18 protein-coding genes are annotated in these 21,853 nt (G+C 42.7%); 10 read left to right on the top strand and 8 right to left on the bottom strand.

Annotated elements, in window-relative coordinates; genetic code table 11:
• Positions 1-7 precede the first annotated feature (7 nt).
• The 6 genes from QXD64_05335 (at position 8) to QXD64_05310 (ending at position 6,356) form a co-directional block, all read left to right on the top strand.
• Positions 8-1,285: a DUF1015 domain-containing protein gene (locus QXD64_05335; GenBank protein MEM3396736.1), complete on the top strand. Its 1,278-nt coding sequence runs from the start codon at positions 8-10 to the stop codon at positions 1,283-1,285.
• Entirely contained in the window at positions 1,278-1,403 is a 126-nt protein-coding gene (locus QXD64_05330; protein ID MEM3396735.1) for a hypothetical protein, read from the top strand. The genes QXD64_05335 and QXD64_05330 overlap by 8 nt, the downstream gene beginning before the upstream one ends.
• Before the next feature lie 94 nt (positions 1,404-1,497).
• Positions 1,498-2,664 (top strand): hypothetical protein, encoded by a 1,167-nt coding sequence (locus QXD64_05325; GenBank protein MEM3396734.1) that lies wholly within the window; start codon positions 1,498-1,500, stop codon positions 2,662-2,664.
• Between the two features lie 134 nt (positions 2,665-2,798).
• Positions 2,799-5,129: a right-handed parallel beta-helix repeat-containing protein gene (locus tag QXD64_05320; GenBank protein MEM3396733.1), complete on the top strand. Its 2,331-nt coding sequence runs from the start codon at positions 2,799-2,801 to the stop codon at positions 5,127-5,129.
• A 109-nt stretch (positions 5,130-5,238) separates the two neighbouring features.
• A complete protein-coding gene (locus tag QXD64_05315) occupies positions 5,239-5,679 on the top strand; it encodes a DUF6015 family protein (GenBank protein MEM3396732.1) in 441 nt (146 codons plus the stop codon).
• Positions 5,679-6,356, top strand: a complete 678-nt coding sequence (locus QXD64_05310; GenBank protein ID MEM3396731.1) for a hypothetical protein — start codon at positions 5,679-5,681, stop codon at positions 6,354-6,356. Before QXD64_05315 ends, QXD64_05310 begins: the two co-directional genes overlap by 1 nt.
• A 6-nt stretch (positions 6,357-6,362) precedes the next feature.
• On the opposite strand, the gene QXD64_05305 is transcribed toward QXD64_05310, so the two are convergent.
• Positions 6,363-7,418: a hypothetical protein gene (locus QXD64_05305; protein MEM3396730.1), complete on the bottom strand. Its 1,056-nt coding sequence runs from the start codon at positions 7,416-7,418 to the stop codon at positions 6,363-6,365.
• A gap of 176 nt (positions 7,419-7,594) precedes the next feature.
• Between QXD64_05305 and QXD64_05300 the strand changes: the two genes are divergently transcribed.
• From QXD64_05300 to QXD64_05285, 4 genes are read left to right on the top strand one after another with little or no spacing between them, the layout of a single operon-like run.
• The gene (locus QXD64_05300; protein ID MEM3396729.1) at positions 7,595-8,386 is read left to right on the top strand and encodes an isopentenyl phosphate kinase; all 792 of its coding nucleotides are present in this window, start codon (positions 7,595-7,597) and stop codon (positions 8,384-8,386) included.
• Complete coding sequence (gene fni, locus QXD64_05295) at positions 8,383-9,435, top strand: type 2 isopentenyl-diphosphate Delta-isomerase (GenBank protein MEM3396728.1); 1,053 nt, start codon at positions 8,383-8,385, stop codon at positions 9,433-9,435. The genes QXD64_05300 and fni overlap by 4 nt, the downstream gene beginning before the upstream one ends.
• A 3-nt stretch (positions 9,436-9,438) precedes the next feature.
• Positions 9,439-10,455 carry a polyprenyl synthetase family protein gene (locus QXD64_05290; protein ID MEM3396727.1) on the top strand — a complete coding sequence of 339 codons (1,017 nt, stop codon included), beginning with the start codon at positions 9,439-9,441 and terminating at the stop codon, positions 10,453-10,455.
• 13 nt (positions 10,456-10,468) lie between these two features.
• Complete coding sequence (locus QXD64_05285) at positions 10,469-11,677, top strand: MFS transporter (protein ID MEM3396726.1); 1,209 nt, start codon at positions 10,469-10,471, stop codon at positions 11,675-11,677.
• Here QXD64_05285 and trmY read toward each other — a convergent pair.
• The 7 genes from trmY to QXD64_05250 form a co-directional block, all read right to left on the bottom strand.
• A complete protein-coding gene (gene trmY / locus QXD64_05280; GenBank protein ID MEM3396725.1) occupies positions 11,615-12,259 on the bottom strand; it encodes a tRNA (pseudouridine(54)-N(1))-methyltransferase TrmY in 645 nt (214 codons plus the stop codon). The two genes, QXD64_05285 and trmY, sit on opposite strands and share 63 nt — an antisense overlap.
• Positions 12,225-14,330, bottom strand: coding sequence for a tetratricopeptide repeat protein (locus tag QXD64_05275; GenBank protein ID MEM3396724.1), 2,106 nt, complete (start codon positions 14,328-14,330; stop codon positions 12,225-12,227). The genes trmY and QXD64_05275 overlap by 35 nt, the downstream gene beginning before the upstream one ends.
• Positions 14,323-14,856, bottom strand: coding sequence for a macro domain-containing protein (locus tag QXD64_05270; protein MEM3396723.1), 534 nt, complete (start codon positions 14,854-14,856; stop codon positions 14,323-14,325). Before QXD64_05270 ends, QXD64_05275 begins: the two co-directional genes overlap by 8 nt.
• Positions 14,857-14,951: 95 nt before the next feature.
• Positions 14,952-18,380, bottom strand: coding sequence for a NosD domain-containing protein (locus tag QXD64_05265; protein MEM3396722.1), 3,429 nt, complete (start codon positions 18,378-18,380; stop codon positions 14,952-14,954).
• A 128-nt stretch (positions 18,381-18,508) separates the two neighbouring features.
• Entirely contained in the window at positions 18,509-19,468 is a 960-nt protein-coding gene (locus QXD64_05260) for a tRNA-dihydrouridine synthase (GenBank protein ID MEM3396721.1), read from the bottom strand.
• A gap of 2 nt (positions 19,469-19,470) precedes the next feature.
• The gene (gene fen, locus QXD64_05255; protein MEM3396720.1) at positions 19,471-20,490 is read right to left on the bottom strand and encodes a flap endonuclease-1; all 1,020 of its coding nucleotides are present in this window, start codon (positions 20,488-20,490) and stop codon (positions 19,471-19,473) included.
• A 46-nt stretch (positions 20,491-20,536) separates the two neighbouring features.
• Entirely contained in the window at positions 20,537-21,796 is a 1,260-nt protein-coding gene (locus QXD64_05250) for a PLP-dependent aminotransferase family protein (protein MEM3396719.1), read from the bottom strand.
• Positions 21,797-21,853: the final 57 nt, after the last annotated feature.

Genomic DNA, 21,853 nt, shown 5'->3' with positions numbered 1-21,853 from the left:
GGAGAAAATGGTGGAAATCAGGCCATTTCGGGCAATCAGATACACAGGGAAAGCAGGGAAACTGGAGGACTTGGTGACACAACCATACGATAAAATCTCGCAGGAGATGCAAAAAAGATATTACGCAAAGTCAGATTTCAATTATTGTAGATTGATATTGCCAATTGAAGAAAACAGATATGAGATTGCGAAGCAGCGACTTGAGATGTTTTTAGCTGAAGGAGTGTTTGCAAAGGACGAAAAGCCAGGAATATATGTTTATTACCAGGAATTTGAAGTTCTTGGTAAAAAATATCTGAGGCGGGGCATGATTTGTGCAGTTAAACTGCATCCATTCAACGAGAATGTGGTGCTTCCGCATGAAAAAACACATGCGGGACCAAAGATAGACCGCCTCAACATGCTCAGAGCAACCCTCAAAAACCTGGAGCCGGGTTTCATGTTGTATCCAGATGAGAATCACGAAACTGTGAAAATTTTTGAGAAGTATGCGAAGGAGAAACCACTCCTGGAAGTGGTAGATGAATATGGAGTTCGCAACCGTCTATGGAAAATTGAAGAGCCTGATGACATCAGAAAAATCCAGGAAGTGCTCAAGGACAAGCAGGTGGTGATTGCAGATGGGCATCATAGGTATGAGACAGCTGTGGCTTTCAGGGACGAACTCCGTCAGAAAGTAAAATGGGACGAAAATGATGCCTTTAACTTCAGAATGACCCTGCTCGTGCCAGTGAATGACCCTGGGCTTGTAATTTTGCCCGGACACAGGATTCTCTTGCAGATTCCTCTCACTGAACAACATCTCACGGAAGTCAGGAAATATTTTGAGGTAATGGAGATTTCAAGGGCAGATGTTGAGGATTTCCTTGCAAAGCACAGGGAAAAAATCTGCTTCGTAGCTTACGATGGCAAAAGGTATTTGGGTCTTATGCTCAAGGGCATAGAGCAAGTGAACAAATTTTTCAAGCCCGAGTACAGCGAGAGCTATAGGCGACTTGATGTGGTCGTGCTGAGAGATGTGATTTTTGAGGGAATAATGAATGCAAAGGAATTAAAGATTGATGTGGACATTGACTACTGTAGATGGATTGATGAAGCAATCGACAAGGTGAACTGTGGCAAGGGAAAGGTAGCTTTTCTTGTAAATGCGACAAGGCCAGAGCAGGTACTTGAAATTGCAAAAAATCACGAGCGGATGCCTGAAAAAAGCACGGACTTTTATCCAAAAATGCTTTCTGGCTTGACCATGATGGACATAACACCAGGGGAGAAGTTAAATGCCTAGGCGTAAGTATGGAAGGTTGCAAAAGCCCATTCAACCAGTGCCAAAGGAAAAATGCCATTTTTGCAGGTTAGGAAGACCCTGCCCCATCCATAAAAGTGGAGAGGAAAAGAAGGAGTGAGTCCCGCAGAACACACAATAAAATTTTTAACAAAAAAACTTCTACTATAACAACTTATAAATACTATGTAGTCCATTGTATATGGGGTGAAAAAATGATTAAAAAAACTGATGTAAAAAAAATTTTGGATGAGCTTGATAAAAAACTTGTTAGTGCATTGGAAGAGGGCGTAAATGTAAGCAAAATTCAGATAATTGTTAATGAAGCACATCGTTCTTACAAAAGTGGAAAGTATGCGGAGGCAGCAGAACAGGCCGCACTAGCAGAAAAAGCCCTCTTAAAGGTGTATGAGGACTACAGAGAGACAAGGAATGCAATTGACAAACTGCATTCGAATATCCGAGAAATGAAAGAACATGGGTTTAGCTATCCATCTGTGGAATACGATATGGCGGTTAAAGCATTTGATAGTGGAAACTACCAATGTGCTACCGTGATTGCTGACCTCATTAGTGAAAAAATTGCCCGCACATTTGAAACAAAAAAAGCCAAAACCAAAGAAATGCTGAAAAACATTATGAACTTTGCATATTCAATTGACGACCCCCGTGTCCGTGTGTTTGCAATCTGTGAGACCGCAAATCTGTTTTCTAAGGTGGAGGAAAACGAGAAAGCAGAGGAACTGCTGGCTACTGCAGAGGAAATATCGGAACAACTTGAGAGCACAAGACACAAGGTTTGGGCATTGTCCATTGTGGCTGGAAGCTGGCTATCAAATGGAAATTTCAACAATACAAAAAAGGTGCTGAGCCGAGCTATGAATGTGGCATTGTCCATTGAGAACGAAACCCAAAAGGCATGGGCAATAAGGGACTTAATCGTGGAAATTGCTAAAATGAAGGGCATTGTCAACGAACGTGAGACCTTCAGAAAAGGACTTGAAGCCCTCTCGGATATGAAAAATCATGCATCAAGGGATGAAATTCTGAGAGAAATTGCTCTTGAATTTTCAAAACAAGGCGAAAAGACGGATAACAGTTTTTTGCTGGAGAAAGCGTACAGCATCGGCAAAGCAATCCTGACCATACACTACCGAACCTCTGTGTTTCGAGAGATTGCCCTCAACCTTGCCAAGCTTGGCGTTTTAAAGAACCACAATTTGATTCAGAGGGCGCTGGAAGTGGCAGATGCAATTGAGGATGATTTCTACAGAATGGAGACGAAGCGGGAAATTGGTTTCATGCTTGCAAGTGTTGGAATTTATCAAAATGATGCCCACACAGTGGAAAGTGCAGTCAAGATAATCAGTAATCTATCTTAGATAGAGTAAGATAGAGCAATGTTTATTATATTTATGTATATTTTTCCATCAAACTTTTTTACTATTACACTATAAGATCAACCCATTTCTAAAGTAATATATACTACCAGTTCTATCTCATAATGGTGGCTTAAATGAGATTGAAAAGCAGAACTACAAAGGGTATTGATTTTTACAGCGTTAGAAAGAATGGCTCGAGTGCTAAAAATGGATTTACCAACGGGTTGCAGGGCAGTAACTGGAAAAGGAGTATGACAATGACTAGGAATAGAGCAAAATATGGTAAAGCTGGCATTGGTGTTTTATTTGCGGTGTTGGTGTTCAGTGCTGTCGGTGTTCTGGCATGGCAGGGTGTCAGTTCAAATGTGATCAAGATTGATGGCAGTTTTGAGGACTGGCAGGGCGTTGAAAAGACCACGAGGGCAAGAGATTTGGGTGTGCCAGAGAACATTGACATTGCGGAGTATGCAACTGCAGAATCTGGTAAGAATGTGGCGTTTTATGCGAAGGTGTATGGCAATTTGCTCGTTGGCGATGGCAGATACATTGTGGAGGCACCATCTGAAAATCCAGTGTATGTTGCATACCAGAGGGAGACGGCAATTCCGAATCAGAATGGCAGGGATGTGGCGTATGTGTTTGTGGACACGGACAATAACGCAGCAACTGGCTTCAAGCCCTCTGTTAATTTTGCAGTGGGTGCGGATAAATCAATAGAGATTGTGGGCAAGAATGGAAAGATAGAGGCATGTCGAGTGCTTACATTTGCTGGTGTGGTGCAGCAGGAATGGACATGGGTAATTGGAGAGAGTGTGGCTGCAGCAACAAATGGAAAGCAGGTAGAAACAATGGCAGGCAAAAGTTTGCTTGGCATCGGTGAAAATTATGCAGTTTACTTCTACATGATTGACTGGCAGAACAAGGAGTGCAAGCTAGAGAATGCTTTGCAGTATGTAAATCCTGATAACTTCATGTTGGCAGAGAGAGTATTAACCGCAAAAACACCAACAGTAACGCCAGTTATTGCATCCAGAGGGACAGTTCATGCTCCGATACATATAAACGGAGATGCAGATTTTGCATCACAGGCACTATCTGAGGGTTGGAGTGGAGATGGAACAGAGAATGCTCCATACCTCATTGAGGGATATGACATCAACAGTGCTGGGGGAAGTTATGGTATCTGGATTGAGAACACAACGGTGCACTTCGCAGTTAGGAACTGCACAATCCAAGGTGCAACTAGCATCAGCACTGTACCATTCGGGGCTGCAATTGCCCTGAACAATGTACAAAACGGCAAAATAGAAAACAACACTTGCACAGCCTCAATTCGTGGAGTGTACATCTATGGTGCCTCTATGTACAACACGATTGTGAACAACACTGCAAATACAGTGCAGCAAGGTATCGCACTCTATTTTTCTGATAACAATACTATTGTTAACAATTCAGCCAACAGCAATACCTACGGGATTTATCTCTACTACGCAAGTAATGTCGTTGTTGATTTCTGCAATGCGAACAGCAATTCTGTCAGTGGAATTTATGTTGGCTCTTCAGATAATATTACAATTTCCAACACAAACGCAAACGGCAACACATATGGAATCACATTGTTTTCCTCAAACAATGCGACAATAAACACAAATCTGGTAAATGGAAACAATTACGGAATCTATCTTTCCCAGGCACACTATAACAATATAACATTTAACACTGGCTACAATAACTATGATGGTGCCTACATTCAGTTCTCAAATTACAACAACATAGCATACAACAATTTCAGCGGGAATTACTATTACGGGATGCTTCTGCACACCTCAACCAACCATACAATAACGAAGAATATTCTTTCCAACAACAACGAAAATGGCCTCTATCTCACATACTATTCAAACTATAACACAATCACAGAAAACAATGTGTCTGGCAATTCCAATGGAACTTACCTCCATCGCTCAACCAATAACACCATAACCCTTAACTGGTTCTGCAACAATGTAAAGTATGGAGTTTACCTCACAGATATGTCTACGAACAACAAAATCAATCACAACTACTTCATTGGCAACAGGGCTACCGCCCTATGGTACCTGGGTCAAGGGGTATCTAACGATACCCCAAACGGTGCTGGTAAAGGCGTCTCCGGCAACTGCCAGGCCTACGATGATGTTGGTGGCAACTACTGGTATGACAACAGTGTGAACGAGGGCAACTACTGGAGCAATTGGGATGGCAATGGCAACGGCACTGCAAATGCCTACCCAATTGATGGCGGTGCGGGTGCAAGCGACTGGTATCCAATGGGAAGCCCTGTGAGTGAGTGCTCACAACTCTCATTGATTGCGCTCTTGATAATATCCATGTTAGGGTTTTGGAGGGGTACATTATATAAATGCCCTCGGAACACTAAAAGTCAGCTTCACAGAAGAACTCTTGATAGCACACGTGCCAATTAGCCACAGAAACTTATATATACACCTCAGTTCAATTACATTATAGTTTACACATAAAAGGAGCCGTGAAACTATGGCTTTTAGAATGAAGTATGAAGAGGTTCCGAAAAAAATGAAGATTGGAAAAGAGAACGGGTTGAGTGGTGGTTACATGAAAACTAATGTAGATGTAGAACAGCTTGCTATTGCAATTCAGAATTCAGAACCAGGACGCCCAATTCCAGATGAAGAGGCTAGAAGGATTGCGCATCACATCCTGAATTTTTTTGGTTATGGGGAGAGAATCATAGATAATGTTCTTGAACCAGAAGACCGAGATGTCTTCTATACCCTTGAAGATGTGGGGATTTTAACGACAGAGCGCGAGGAAACCACCCTTTATGATGGGAGGGAGTGGAGAATCCATTACTGGATTTTTAGGAAAGAAAGAGTGCTAGAGTTGATAAAAGCCCCTGAGAAGAAAGTAGAGGACCTGGACCATGATTTGACTTCTGTATATTACCAGATACCAGAAGATGCATGGGTTCGGTCCACAAATGAACAGGTGCAGTAATGCGAGTCCTTATAAAAGAAGTCAGGTGTAGAACCTGCGGCACAAGTGTTGATCCGATGTGTAAGCATTGCCCTGTGTGTGGCACAAACCTTGAGGAAGCTTTGGTAATCACAATTGGAGATATACTCAAGAACATCCAGGATGAAATTGACTCAAAGCTGAAAATTATAGAGGAAAGGGAGGAAGCTCTTGTAAAGCGAGAAAGTGAGCTGGAGATTAAGGAAAGAGATTACAAAGAAAGATTAGAACGATTGTACAAGAGGGAGCATGAACTAGATGAGTTTGAAGCCCGTTTGCAGGAGAAAGAGATAGAAATTACTAGAAAATACGAAGAATTGATACAAAGAGAAAAGGAACTCAACGAGAAAGAGCACAAGCTTCTTGCGAAGGAGAAAGAAATTGTGAAAATGCTCGCAGAGATTGGGAGAGCAGTTCCTGATAAGAGTGTTTACCCCGAGATTGGAAAGAAGCTTCAGATGATCGATGAGATGCTGGAAGAGCATGAACACGAACTTAAAAAGATTGAGATAGAACGAGAGAAGATTCGCGAGATTGAGCGAAGCATTAGGGAAGCTAGAGAGGCAGAAATACAGGAATTGGAATGCTCAGTATGTGGCTCCATAAACGCACCTGGCAACAAGAGATGCAGAATCTGTGGCTCCTACCTTCAAAATTAGATAGAATTATACCTTTCCGCCACCAATACATCTTTTGAAATCAAAATCCTGTAAACATGCCATGTGGTCCGTGGGAAAGAACATGAATGTTGGCGCCGCTCTCAACAGGTCGTGTGAGGCATGTAGTTCAATCAGGGTTTTTCTTGCAGCCACACAATCCTCAAATGTTTTTACAGGCGTAACCATGAAACTCTCAAAAGTTCCACTCACAAAAAATATCACAGGAAAATTGTCCAGAACTGTGCCTGCAATCCTATCCCTATCTATTTTTTGTATATGGGTTTTATACTGAAGATGAAGTACAAGTAGGTATTTGTAGTCAAGCAGATGCAGATTTGGAATTATTATAGGTTTTAGAATTTTCCTTTCCTTTAATTCTTTTTCTGTCTTGGACACACACTGCCTTGAGACCTTCACTTTCGTCGCAATCTCGCTTAACGGGTACTCAGCATAGTTCAAAAGCCCAGCAAGTACAAGCAGTTCTTTTTTTGTAAGCACTTCTCTTGCATAGTTTTGGGGGAGCTCATAACTTTCTTTCCAGAGTTTAGCGTTAATCTCAGATGGCATTATGTATCTTGCTAGTCCTCCAAAGTCAAAAAATTTGATAATGTCAGTTACAGCATATGGAAACAGGATGTGTGAGATTTTCTGGGTGCTTGCAATTTCATGTCTACCAATGTATTCTTCTAAAGCATCCAGGTTTTTTTTTGCTTCTGTGTAGTTTGCAGCATTGCTCATCATAAGCCAGTTTTCGTGGTTTCTGCATTGTGCGAAAATCTTTGGATTTATCTCTTTTAGTTTACTCAGAAATAATTCCCTTGTCTTCTCTGAGGAATTTGGGTCAAATTTTCCATAAGAGATCACGAGTAACTCGTGTCCCAGTAAGTTGAGCATCGGGAGATAGACAAATCTAAAGAGATTTCGTTCTCTGAGCCTTCGTCTAATTGCAGTCACTGTGCTAGTTGGGATATTCAGTTTGTTAGCGATCTCCTTATCAGTAGCATCAGGATACAATATTAGACCGCACAACGTGCACTTCTCCTTTACTGTCAGTCCCCTCATTTCTACCGCACAACCATATAAAAATACTAAATATAAATTTTTCTATTTCATTGAATTTTCTATAGTTGAAATAACTATATGTGAGGGTTGGAGACAATCCTTTAAATGCAGATTATTTTTTTGTTATGCTGAATAAAAACCAAAAAACATTAATTGGGCAATGCATATACGGTAGCATGCATGTGATAAAGCTTGGTGGTTCTGTCATCACAGACAAGAAAAGATATCGTAGGTTCAGGCGCAAAATTGTAGAAAAAATAGCAAGCGAGATAAAAAGAGCAACTGATGCCGATGAAAAAATCATGATAGTTCATGGTGCTGGCTCCTTCGGACACATAAAGGCAAAGGAGTATCAACTCCAATTTGGCAGAAATCTGAAAATTAGGAACCAGAATTTCGGGTTTGCTACGGTACATCATGATGTGCGAACGCTCAACCATCGTGTGATGGAAACTCTCATGAGGGTCGGTGTACCAGCAATCTCCCTGCCTCCTCTAGCCACAGCCCTCAATTCTGGTGGCACTCTCAAATCACTAGATGTGAGAAAGTTTGAGGAGTCACTTGCGAATTCCCTTCTGCCAGTAACTTTTGGAGATGTAGTGTTTGATGAAAAAATGGGTTTCAGTATCTGTTCAGGTGACGACCTCACATTATGTCTTGCAGCCCATTTTAAGCCAGAGAGAGTGATATTCGTATGTGATGTTCCAGGCGTCTATGCAGATTATCCTCCAAAAAAAGGTACAGCGATTCTAGAGGAGATATCCCCAGATTTTCTTGGTAACCTCAAAGCTGCCAACCCAGAAATTGATGTGACTGGCGGGATTTTTGGCAAAGTTCAGAAGTGTTTTGAGTTCTTGAAAACAAAAGAGAATGTAGAGATATGGATAATCTCGGGTAGAGATTTTGTCAACCTTAGAAATGCACTTATAGGAAAAGACATTCATGGAACTAAGGTTGTGATAAAATGACCGCACAAAAAAGAAAGTTGGAGCATCTGGAAATATGCCTTCGTGAAAATGTGGAGGCGCAGCATAACTACTGGGATGACATTACTTTTGAGCATAATGCATTGCCAGAAATTGACTATGATGATATCTCACTAGAAACGAAGTTTCTTGGAAAAAAACTAGAGATGCCCGTAATAATAAACGCAATCACTGGTGGAATCCCAGAAGCTGAGAAGTATAATGGAAGATTTGCATCGGCTGCAGAAAAATTCGGGATTGGAATGGGTGTGGGAAGTCAGAGACCTGCATTTGAGGGCGGCGATGTGAAGTCCTACGAGATACTTAAAGCCCATAAAATTCCTCTGAAAATAGCCAATCTAGGTGCACCACAACTTATTCCGCAGAAGAAAGGTGGACATGTATTTACTGTTGAGGATGGAAAGAAAGCAATTGAGATGATTGATGGTGATGTTTTAGCAATCCACCTTAACTTTCTGCAGGAAGTTGTGCAGCGCGAAGGCGACAAAAATGCCAAGGGTTGTCTTGCAAAAATCAAGGAATTTGCATCAGCAATGCCAGTAATGGTAAAAGAAACTGGTGCGGGAATTTCGCGTGGAACTGCTGAAAAACTAAGGGCTGCGGGAGTGAAAGCAATAGACATTTCTGGTTTGAGCGGCACGAGTTTTGCGAAGGTAGAGCAGTACAGGGCTGTGCTTCAGAAGGATTACCTTCATGCGGTTCTCGGCACCACTCTTGGTGAATGGGGAATTCCCTCTCCAGTGTGCGTGCTCAAATCAAGGGTGAAAGGTTTACCACTCGTTGCCAGTGGAGGGATAAGAAACGGAATGGATGTAGCAAGGGCAATTGCACTTGGTGCAGATGCGGTAGGCATTGCGGGAGCTCTGTTGAAACCCGCACATGATAGCCAGCAGAAACTAGAGCGGAAGCTTGAAGCAATCAGGGAAGAGTTGAAGGCAGTAATGTTTTTGCTTGGTGTGAAGAACATCGAAGAACTGAAGAAGGTTCCCTGCATTATTGTTGGTAAAACAAAGGAGTATCTGGAGGAGTGAGGAATGAATGACATTTCTGAATTGCCTGAAATCCTTGAGCGCAGAGAGAAGATAGATGTAGCAATAAAGGAAATTCTCGGACATGGAGAATATGAGCCGTTGCTGAAAGGAATGCAGCGTTATCCATTTGCAGGCGGGAAACGCTGGCGACCCGTGTTTGCAATGCTCACTGCTGACTGCATTGCAGGTGCTGGAGACAAGGCAATGCTCTTTGGGATTGCTCTTGAACTAATCCATAACTTCACGCTTGTGCATGACGATATCATGGACATGGCTGAAACAAGAAGAAAAATAAAGTGCATTCACGCTGACAAAACCATTCATCCCGATGAACATTATCGCCTTGCCTATGCCATAGATGTTGGCGATGCCCTCTTCGCAAAAGGATTTGAGGTGCTGGAGAGCGTGGATGCAAGTGATGCGATCGTGCGGCGACTGGTAAGAGAGACCGCAAAAATGGTGCTGGGAATCGCAGAGGGACAGCAGATGGACATGGACTTTGCCCAGCGATACAACATCAGTGAAGAGGAGTATCTGAAGATGATAGAGAAAAAAACTGCACTGATGTTCAGGACTGCGGCAATGGGCGGTGCAATCGTTGCAGATGGCACCGAGAAGCAGATAGAAAGTTGTGCTGAATTTGGAAGATTGGTGGGCATAGGTTTCCAGATTGCAGATGATATAATCGACCTGCTTGGCAATCCAGAAATAACTGGAAAGGCAAGGGGAGGAGATATCAAAGAAGGGAAGCGGACGCTTATTGTGGTTCATGCACTTGCAAATGCAAGCGAGAGCCAGAAAAAGAAGATTGTCTCCTGCCTTGGAAACAGATTTGCAACGCCAGAGGAAATTGAGGGCTGCATAGACATTCTCAAAACCACAGGCTCCATAAAGTATGCAGAGAAAGTTGCTGTTGAGTTTTCACTCAAAGCAAAGGAGTGCCTCAAAGTGTTACCTAACAACAGGGAACGAGAGATTCTAAACATGTTTGCGGATTTCATGGTGCATAGAATAAAGTGAATAAATTTATTGTATGCAGAAACTCTACATCCCCTTCGGTTTTGCCCAATTCGGTTATGCAATTTTCTCAAATACCCTTCCACTCCTAGTGCTGCTTGCACTTGGACTAGGGGCGAGAGAAGTTGGGTTCTTGAACATGTTTGTTTCTCTTTTTTCAATGTTGGGCATTGTCTACTGGGGCATGTGGATTGACAGACATGAGGCACGCAGGGCCCCTGCAATTCTTGGATTCTGTTGTGTTGCAACTGCTACAATAATTGGAATTTTCAGTGATAGCTTCTATTGGTTGATTATAGCATCAGCCCTCCTCGGCTTCTTCTTCAGTGTTTTTGGATTGTTGGGAAGTACACTGGTAGCTCAAACAAAGGCAGGCAAGTACAGAGACAGATTGAAAAATTACAATATTGTGATATCTACCAGCACGCTCATAGCCCTTGCGTTTGCAGCCCTTTTACTCAATGTATTTGACGATGAATTCGGACTTCGCCTTCTGCTTCTGATTGTGTTTGCTGCCTTTGCACTAGGTCTCGGGCTTTCAACATATCTTCCTGATAAAGCACCACATAAACCGATGCTTTCCAAGTCGGAACTTGTGAAAATAAACACTGGGATATATGAACGGCTCCACTATCTGCCTTCGAAGATTGCTACAAAACTGAAGTTTGCGAGTGTTGACAAGAGAATTTACTGGTTATGCTTGGGCTTTTCGCTCATGCTTTTCGGGTTTGCAGCTTTTAACACTACCCTTCCTGTTTTTCTGATCAAGAGCGGTGTCTCAGGAACTGGAATTTTTGCTGTACATCTAAGCAGTGCATTCGCATGTACGCTTGGCTATTTGATTGTAAGTCAAACCAGAGCAGACAAACTTTTGAAAATTGCCACTGCACTCAGAATTGGGATTATCTCCAGCTTTGCCTTTATTTTTTTCTTACCCTCCGCCTCGCTTGTTTTACTCACAGCAATAGTTCTAAATGGCCTGATGGGATTAGGATGGGCAGGCATTTCCTCTGCAAGTGTGAGAATGGTGATGCGATTTGCAGAGAGTTATCACACTGGAAGTGCAATGGGTGTCTACCACCTCTCCCTTTCCGCAGGTATGGCTGCAGGGGCACTGGTCGGGGGGCTTCTTTTTGCATCCATGAGTATAATGGCATATCCACTATTTGCCATCGTTGCGGTCAACGGACTTATGCTCTCGATTTTCTGGTATAAAGCGTCCTGAAAATTTCCTGTCAAGGATGTTGTGAATGATAGTAATGCATTGCTCTGAGTAGAGGGAGAGCGGCGAGATGCTGAGTTTGGCTTTTGCGTACTTCAGCACAATTGTCTCTTCTTCCGGCGTCAAATCCTTGTGGTCACCAAGCACAAACAGTATTTCCTCGTCTGGGAACTCAAAATTTCCTGCTGGAAACCCCTCCTCCTTCAGATAGTACACATTTTTCTCCCCGGCCAGAATGGTTTCCAGGTTCGTGGTGCACACCTCCACACCTGGTGAACTTTCCATTGCCACATTTTTGTATTTCAACATCGCATTTCTGAGGAGAGCAGCAGTGCTCCGCTCATCTGGGTTTAGGTATTTTACATTGTTGCCACTAACTCTAATGGTTAATCCATTTCTGGGTCCCTTGCAGAAAAACAGAATGACCTCTGCATCCTTCCTTATGCCATATGAAATTAACAAGCTTGCAACTACGCATCTTGCTGCAACATCGATTCTTCCGCCAGAACCTGGTAAATCATCAAGCGTGAAAGCACCATCTGTGCTTGCATCATGGCAGAGTATCAGAAACTTTCGCTTCAGCATCTCTAGTAACCTCTCCAATCTTTTCATCTTTTGAGAGTGCAATTTCTAGAAATCCGTTGGCTTTCTTTGACTTTCCTTTCTTCTTCAGCACTAGATACTTGCCATACCAACCGAGTCCAGATTCGGGATAGGCACCAGTAAGGTAGTCAAAGCAGAAATCTGCCTGCCAGAGTTGGTTGAGGTAAAGATGACAGAGCCCTTTTCTGTACCAGATTTCCAGATTTTCGCGGTTCTTTACATAAAAAGTATAGCAAGGCAGTGCCGCAGCATACATTTTCTTCCGGAAGTAGTAATCTCCAAGCAAAGCGATGGCATCAGGGTCTTTTTGTGGCAACTCAAGAATGAGCTTCGCAATTTCGCTCAACCCTGATTCATAGAGGATTTTGAGTTTTTCCACTGCAAAATCTATGTCACCAGTTTTCTGAAACATTTCATCGCAGGTCTTTAATGCCATTTCTTTCTCGCCTATCTCACGATAACTTCTGGCAAGCAGGAGAGCTACATTCTTTGGCAATTCCTTTCGCATTCCAAAGAGTTCAATGATTTTAGCGTACTGCTCTTTGTCAAAAAGATTTGCAGCCAAATTCTCTGCTACTTGAGGCACAAAATCAATGCTGAGAATTTCCATCTCTACATTTATGGCATCATCATATTTTCCTAATTTCATCAAAATTTTCTCCAAAACCTTCAGGTTGTCAATATCTCTCTCAAATTTGAGCAAGGCCTGAGCAGCCTTCAATCCTGTCTGGAGCATATCAAGTGCCTCTGCCTCTCTGCCCATCGCTCCAAGAATTTCTGCCTTCATCAAATATGCTTCAGGATACTCTGGGTTAAGGATAAGGGCATTTTCTATGGCTGCAAGTGCCTCTTCCCTTTCACCCAGTGCGAGATAGATGTCTGCCAGTGCATACCAGGCATGGTCATAGTTCGGGTTGAGTGCAAGTGAAATTTCAACAAATTTCAGTCCTTCCTCTGATTTACCAAGCTTGTGCAGGGCGTAGCCCTTTGCATAATATGCATAGTCAAATTTCGGATTGAGTTCAATTGCTTTCTCGTGATACTTTATGCTCTTATCATGCATTCCCATTTTGTCCAGTGCATTCCCTATATTGTTCCATGCAATTTCGTATTCCGGATTAACTTCAAGTGCGTTCACGAAGAAGGGGATGCTTTCTTTAAATCTCTTCAGGTTGTAGAGAGCATTGCCTAAGTTGTTCCAGAGCACTTCGTCATGCGGGTCGAGTTTGATAGCTCGTTGATAGCACTCCACCGCTTTCTCAAGTTTTCCCATTCCGTGGTAGGTGTAGCCCTTGTTGTACCACGCATGCTTGTACTCTGGATTTATCTGGAGAGCACGGTCGTAGCAGTTTAATGCCTCATCATAGAAACCAAGTACGAAGTAGGTGAATCCTAGATTGTTCCAGGTTTCGGCAATTCCATCATTCAACTCAATTGCTTTTTGGTAGGCCTCTATGGCTTTCTCGTATTCCTCAATAGAAAAGTAAAGTCCACCGATGCTATTGTAGGCTTCTACGCTCTCTGGATCAATCAAAAGTGCATTCTCATAGCATGCAAGGGCAGCATCAAACTGTCCCAAATCCTCTAGCATCTGACCTTTTTTGAGCCAGCCATTGACACTCTTCGGATTCATTTCAATTAGTTTGTCAATGACCTCTATCGCTCCCTTCACATCTCCCATTAGAAACCTTGTGCTTGCCTCATCGTAGAACGCTGCCTCATACTTTGGATTGAGAGTGTAGGCCTTACGATAGCATTCAATTGCACCAAGGTATTCTCCTAGATAAGAGAGAGCATTACCCTTGTTGTACCATGCCACTTCATACTTTGGATTTAGTTCAAGGGCTTTGTCGTAGCACCTGATTGCCTCTAAATGCCTGCCCATCGCGTTCAGTGTAACCCCCTTGTTATTGTGAGCAACTGCATTCTTTGGGTCTATTTCAATTGCCATGTTGTAGTATTTAATGGCATCAACATATTTTCCCTCATCTGACAGGGAGTCGCCAGTCATTATGTAAACCATTGCTCTCTGTCTTTCTGTTTTTTCAGCCATACAATTTCCTCGCAATGTTTAGAAAAGCCTCAAATGCTTCAGAGCTGTAGAGAATAAAAAGAACTTCCATAAGGTTCACTGGTTTGAATCCCAAGACCTGGTGAAGCATGAGTTTTGCACATTCTGAGTAATCAAAGCCGCCAACACCAGTGCCAAGAGCTGGAAATGCAATTGATTGCAGCTTTAGGTCCTCTGCCATTTTCAGTGCGTTAGCTGTTGCTGTGGCAATTTTTTCCGCATCTGTTACAAGGTCCTGACCCATAACTGCAGCGTGAATCACATACCTTGCCTTGAGTTTTCCAGCACTAGTATAGACACACTTTCCAACCTCCACAGGACCCTTTTTCACAGCTTCCCTTTCTATCTCTACACCACCTTTGCGTTTTATTGCGCCTGCAACACCACCTCCCATCCAGAAATGGTTGTTCGCAGCATTTACAATTGCATCCACTTCTTCCTCTGTGATGTCTCCTCGCTTTATAATTACTTCTAAGTTGCCAACCACAAATCGGTTTACCTCTTGCATCACCTTGCTATACCCTTCGGTATTTATTAAGATTTCTGGGATTTTAAAAATCGCTTGGCCGTTACTGAAAACTAAAAAATTGAAAAGAAAAGATTTCAGTGTTTTCGTTTTCTGGCAATTGCGACAAGAGCCCCGATAAGGAACATGGCAAAGAGGGGCAATTGCGTGAATTCTGATACTGGACTGCTAAACGGCGACGGGTCACTTGCACTGCTTCCATCAATCGGATAATCGTCTTTCCCATCCCAGTTGCTCCAGTAGTTGCCCTCTGTACCTTTCCCATCCTTTGTGGCAATGTACCACTGATTTCCACCTGCATCATATGCCTGACATCTACCTGTTAGGCCTTTGCCAGCACCGTTGTTAGCTATGAAGTTGTTGTGGTGGATGAGGTTGCCAGTCGCACTTGAACTACTTATGTTTATGCTGTAATTAGAATTCTGTGTAATCCAATTGTAGGTGATAAGGTTATTCTTGCTGGTGGAATTCAGAAAAATTCCAACATTATTCTTTGAAATATTGTTATTTGATAGCGTATTATTGCTCGATTGGTATAGATAAGTGCCGTTAACTGTATTTTCAGAAATATTGTTGTTGATTATCGTATTGTTACTCGATCTATATATGTAAATCCCATGTTCATTGGTTAACACATTGTTAGAGTAGAGAAGATTATGATTGTAATTATTAGTACTTTGGGCAGATAGGTAAATTCCATACTCATTGCTTAACACATTGTTGTTTGTCAGCGTGTTGTTACCGGAGTTGGATAAGTATATGCCTCTTTTTGAGTTTGTGCAAGTATTGTTTTCTATTGTTCCATTTTGAACATTATTCAATGCAATGCCCGAACCGTACGGAGCACTGCCCGAATTACTTGCATTTGTTATATTGCAGTTCCGTATCACGAAATAGACATCCGTGTTCTCAATCCAGATTCCATAACTCCCACCATTTGCGTTTATCTCATAGCCATCAATAATGTAGGGATTGTTTTGTGTCCCATCTCCAGGCCAGCTTTCAGCTGTTGCCTTTGCAGCAAAATCTGCATTCCCGTTTATGTGAATCGGTGCATGCGGTGTGCCTTTTGGTTGTATTTCCCCAGATGCTCTTATCCCTCCGTGGTAACTGAATATCACACTTGTCGTGTCCTTTCCAATCCAGTCGCTCATTGTCACTGTGTATGTGGTAATCTGTCCATCTGCAAACGGTATGCCAAGCTCAAGTTCCCCTGCTGCACAAGCAACTGTCAAGCTTGCACTCAATCCTGTGCTCTCACTCCAAACCATTGCCTGTATATCTTTCTCCAACACCTTCTTGCTGAGAACTACACCATCTTTACCCACAACTTGGATCGAATACTCCTTCCCCACTGCACTCACTGTAAAGTTGATGTAAAGGTAATCGTAAATGTCCACCTCTTCAATTGGTGTAGGTGTGCCACTCTGACCTCCACCTGCTACTCCTCGATACACCTGTGTCAACCCTGCCATTATTTTATCACCATAGACCTTTGCATAGAAGTACACATTGTTTGTGTCGTTCGTGTACTTTGTTGCATTTATGTCTATGTTTGAATTCGCTGGTAGAGTCGTTGGAATCATAGCCACATCTCCCGTAGGGTCATCATGTCCCTGAATTCCTGCCCAATCTCCAAATGCTCCATCGATTATTATTCCTGTGGGTGCACCAACATACACCACTTTACTTTCCCCATAAACCTTTACAGTGCCTTCAACTGTGGCACCAGCAACCTTCAATCCAATTGAATTGTTAGCAATTCCACTCACATCTGCAACGACCTTAAAAGTAAGGTCTCCAGTCGTACCCACTGCACGATTCAGCGTGGCTGTTGTCTCTATTGCTCCATCACTGAAGCTCGCAGTGCCAAGCTCCGCATTGTTTGCATCAACCACTCTCACATTTAGCACTCCGTTGTAGCCCCCACTTCTCTTCAGCAGAAGTGTCTTGAGTTCCACATCTTTTCCATAAGCCCTTGCATTAACTGTGAGCAAGGTAGCATTGGCATCTGGCTGTACTATCTCGTCCACAATGCCAACCTGTGTGAGTGCCACACCTTTCATTTCTTTGTTGAATGGTATGATACTCTTCCCCGTCTTGCCATCCGCATGCTGTGCTAGAATGTAAACTGTCGGCTCAGCATTTCCAATATCGCTCTTCTTTATCCTACCTTCAAGTGTTCCAATACTTGCCTTTGCTTCAATTGAACCCTTTGGTGCCCATTTCCAGCTTGTGCCATCGCCCTGATATTCGGAAAGCGATGTAGAAACCACATTTCCCTCACTACCAGAAATCTCAACCTTGTACTTTGCATTTATTCCATCAAATCTATAGCCAGCTTGTCCTGTATCTAGAAACAGCAAAACGGTGTCCCTTTGATTCCCACTGCTCTCAAACACTGCACGAGGGCTTTGCACTTGCAGATAGAAATACACATACTTTTCATCTACATCGATCGCATACTTCGTTATTGGCACATCCATTCCAGTTGGCACCTGCTCTATTGATGCCTTACCAGCCCAATCATCTAGATTTCCATCTATCTTTATTCCTGCCTCTGTATAGAGAAGGATTGCTGCAGGAGGGATAGCAAGCAAGAGGAATACAATCAGTGCGATTGCCGTTCTCTTTCCAGCTTCGGTCTCTCGTTTTGGGACAACACCTTTACTTTCTCGCATCCCATTGACTTTTCCATTGATCCTGCCATTAATTCTTCCATCTTTCCGTCCGTTTACCTTACCTTCCCTAGGAGTTTTCGGTGCGGGCTGAATTTTTGGTTTTTTTGCGACCTTCTTTTCTAGTACATCTATCTCTTTTGAAATTTCATTTAATTCTTTCTCCATTCTGTCAATGCTCGCACCAGCAACAATCTTATTCATCAGCTGCTCCACATAATCTAGTTTTGCAGGGTTTTTTATATGTGAACGAATTTCAAGGGCTTCCTTCTCAAAACCAGTAACATCTAATTCATCAAGCTGTGCCTCGATACTCTTTAATTTTTCTATTTTTGCCACATATTCCTCGTAGGCCTTCAAGAAGGCATCCTTTCCCTTCTCCTTCTCTCCAATCACATCCTCAATTGGGTAACCCTCAAATTTATACTTGAGCAATTTTTCAGCAATTTCTTCCACAGGGCTCCGCTCAAGTCGGATCTTACTCAGAAATTCCTTAGCAACTTTTGCTACCGAGGTGTTCTCACTCGTGGCAATTAGATGTTCAAGTACCTCGCTCATTTCTGCCCTCGCCCTTTCCACTCCAGATTTTTCCTTGGCTGTTTCGTAGACCGCATACAGGAATCCAAGCAAGGTCTCTTCCACATCTTTAATTTCCCCCTTCAGGGTTACTTCATAGTCAGGCGTTACTCCGATTTTTGCTAGTTCTCTGTACTTTCTCTTGTACCTCCCTAAAGAGTCCATGAGTAAGGAGATTTCCACATCCTGCTTTATCCGGATGAGTATTTCAGTAAAGAGTTCATTTATTGGTTTGTCCTCTTTCTCAGCCATTCTCTCACAGCATTGCATATACGCTCTTAATATTTATGGATATTGATACTGAGACGGAAAAACCTTTTATCACGATTTCTTTTTTCTCTTGCCCTCAGGGGCTGGAAATGAGGATTGGGCTGGAATGCCTAAGGTGATTCTTTTTCCCGTGCTGAGGGTACACTTCTAGTATACCATTCTAGCAACTTCACGAGTTGGCAGAATTCCTTCACCTCCTGAATTTTTTCGTAAAATTCAGGTGACTTCCTGAAGGTTTTGAAATACCAGTAAATATGCTGACGAAACTTTTTCAGTGCTGTCGTGCCATTTATTTCGCAGAATTTTCGAGCATGTTCTAGCAAGTCCGATAGAATCTCGTTCTTCGTTGGCTCATGAAAGGTTTCATCATTCACCGCTTTTATACATTGACTTGGAAAATAAGGTCGCCCCATCATTCCCCTCGCTACCATCACTGCATTGCAACCCGTTTTTTTCAGCATTTCAACTGCTTTTCCAGGTGCGAAAATGTTACCATTGCCCACAATAACTGTGCCTAAAATTTTTTTCAAACTGGCTATAGCGTCAAAATCTACATCACCGCTGAAACCTGCTTTTGCAGTTCTTCCATGAACTGTAACAAATGCGAGGTCACAATCTGCAATGGCCTCGAAAAAATCCGGCTGAAAGTTATCCCAACCGATTCTAGTTTTCACACTTACTGGGACTGAAACATTCCTTACGATTTCCTTTATCAGTTGCCTTGCAAATTCTGGCTTTTTAAGTAGGGCGGCACCGGCTCCCTGCTTGGTTATAATTCTTCTCGCACAGCCCATGTTGATGTCTATGATGTCTGCACCAAGCCTTTCCGCAATTTTTGCCGCTTCTACCATTCTTCTAATGTCAGCACCATATATCTGCAACCCAATTGGATGGTCCCATTCATAGATTCTAGCAGAAAGTAACGCAGGATTGTGCACTAGTGCATGGGCACTGCACATTTCTGTAAACACCAGGGTGTCCGTATACTTGCGTATCATGTATCGGAAGTCAGGTGAAGTGACTGCAGCCATCGGTGCACAGATTACCCTTCTTCTAAGAAAATTCAACATGTTCAAAAGAACTGGTCGAGTGAAGTTTGCATACACATGGCCTTTCTCGCCGCAACGAATGATAGCGCTTTTCTTACGCGGTCTTCCGAAAATTCAAACTCCTCGCACAGCATTTCTATAATTTTCTCAGTATCAGGCAACGACCATTTGAGGTTGTAGTTATTCACAATATCTGGCTGTAAAAAAATCTTTCTTGCATCTTCATAGCCAGGCACATCTATTTTCTTTACCTCAATCACTTTCTCTATCGTTCCATACTCCTTTATCAATTTCAGAGCTTTTTTCGCCCCAATGCCCTTAACACCCTCGTTAAAATCAGTTCCAACCAGAATTCCAATGTCAATGAGCTGTTCTCTGGTAATTCCATTTTTCTGGAGCACATCGTTGAGTAGGATTATCTCTGGCTTTATATCCACAAATTCTTTTTTCCTTGGCAATTTTCTTTTGCCAGAGATTGCGAGATTCCTAACTAGAGCTGGGCTTCCAAAAAGAAGGGAATCAAAGTCCTGAGACGCACTGTAATTTGCATCGCCCCGCTGCACAATGTAACTTGCTTGCGCTTCGCCATCTCTCGGGGCATCAATCCAAGGGATACCCATATATCCTAGCAATCGCTTTGCCTGACTTACCATTTCCTTTGTTAAATGAGAGGTCTGCTGTGCCTTTGATTTTGCCATCTCCAGGTCTCCCTCTTCTAGCGCCTTTTTCCATTCTTCCATCGCCTTCTCCTTTGCGGCGACTCTTCCCTCTATTGTCCTCATTTTTTGAGGATAGGGCTCCCCATCGAAGACGAAAATAGGTTTAATCCCAATCTCCAGAAAATTTGCAGTTCTGTAGAAAAGCCCTGATAAATGAGATGTTACTCTTCCCTGTTTGTCCATCAGTAGTGTTCCATCGGGCTGTCGAATTATAGCAAGAAACTGGTAGAGGGTGTTGTAACCATCAATTGCAATTATTTTGCCAGAGAAATCTTCCAGTGTCGCCTGGTTAGCCTCAACAATTGATACAATGTCCACGCCCATATTGGCTGCAAGGTAGATGGAATATTTAAAGTTAGTTCAACGCATTTTAAACTCCAATTGGTGCAGTATCTAGGAACTTGTATTCCTTTGCTTTTGCGAGTTCTTCTTCCAGCACCTTTGCAAGCCGTTTCACACCTACAGGAATGTCTTCATCTTTTGGATGGGTGAAGTTCAACCGCATGCAGTTCTTTCCACTTCCATCTACATAGAACCCATTGCCTGGCACAAACGCAACTTTCTGTACGAGTGCCTCCTTCAATATCTCCCGCGTGTCCGTTTTCCCCGCATTCGGCAAACTGCACCACAAGAACATGCCTCCTTCTGGCTCTGTCCACTTCACACTCTTTGGGAAATATTTATTCATTGCCTCAAGCATGATTTTCATTTTTCTACCGTATAATTCCTTAATTTTCGGAATATGCTTATCAATGTAGCCTCTTGCCATATACTCATACGCAATATACTGATTGAATGTGCTCGTGCAGAGGTCAGTTGCCTGCTTTGCAATTGTCAGCTTTCTTATGATTTCTGGGTCTGCAATGACCCAACCAACTCGTAGCCCCGGTGTGAGAATCTTCGAAAATGTGCTTGTGTAAATCACTCTTCCTTCATCATCAAATGCTTTTATCGGCTTTAAATCGGTACCCACATACCTGAGCTCGCTGTATGGATCGTCCTCAACGATAAGTAAATCGTAGTCCTTTGCAATGTCTAGCATCTCCTTCCTTCGCTTTTCTGGCATTGTTACACCAGCAGGATTATGGAATGTTGGCAAGGCGTAGATGAACTTTATGTTACCCCCGTGCCTGTGAATTGCATGAATTTTCTCTCTTAGCACATCTGTTAGCACACCTTGGCTATCCATCGGCGTTTGTTCCACCTTACCTTCATAGCTTAAAAATGCACTCAATCCGGCAAGGTAGCTTGGTGCACTTGCTATTACTATGTCCTTTCTGTTCAGAAATACCTTTGCAACAAGGTCTAATGCCTGCTGGCTACCTGTCACCACGAGCACATCGGTATCTTCGCAATGAATTCCTTTTTTTGCCATCCTTTCTGAGATTTTTTGGCGAAGTGGTTTTATTCCTTCAGTGGGACCATATTGGAGGGCAGACGCTGCGTCCTTTTCTACCACATCCATGACTATTTTCCTTATCTCCTCAGATGGAAACGCCTGTGGGTTTGGTAACCCGCCTGCAAAAGAAATGATGTCATGCTGCTGGACAAGTTTCAAAAGTTCCCTTATATCAGACGCTTTCATTTGCTGCGCCCTATGGGAAAATAGTTCCTGAAATCTGTCACCCATTTCTTACACCATTAATCAGAAAGGCATAAGAATATATACGGTTTTTGGTAGGGTTTG

The sequence above is a fragment of the Thermoplasmata archaeon genome, from assembly GCA_038874435.1.
Taxonomy (GTDB): Archaea; Thermoplasmatota; Thermoplasmata; order Lutacidiplasmatales; family SKW197; genus SKW197.
Note: the sequence above shows the minus strand (reverse complement) of the source record. Positions and strands in the feature narration are given on the sequence as shown.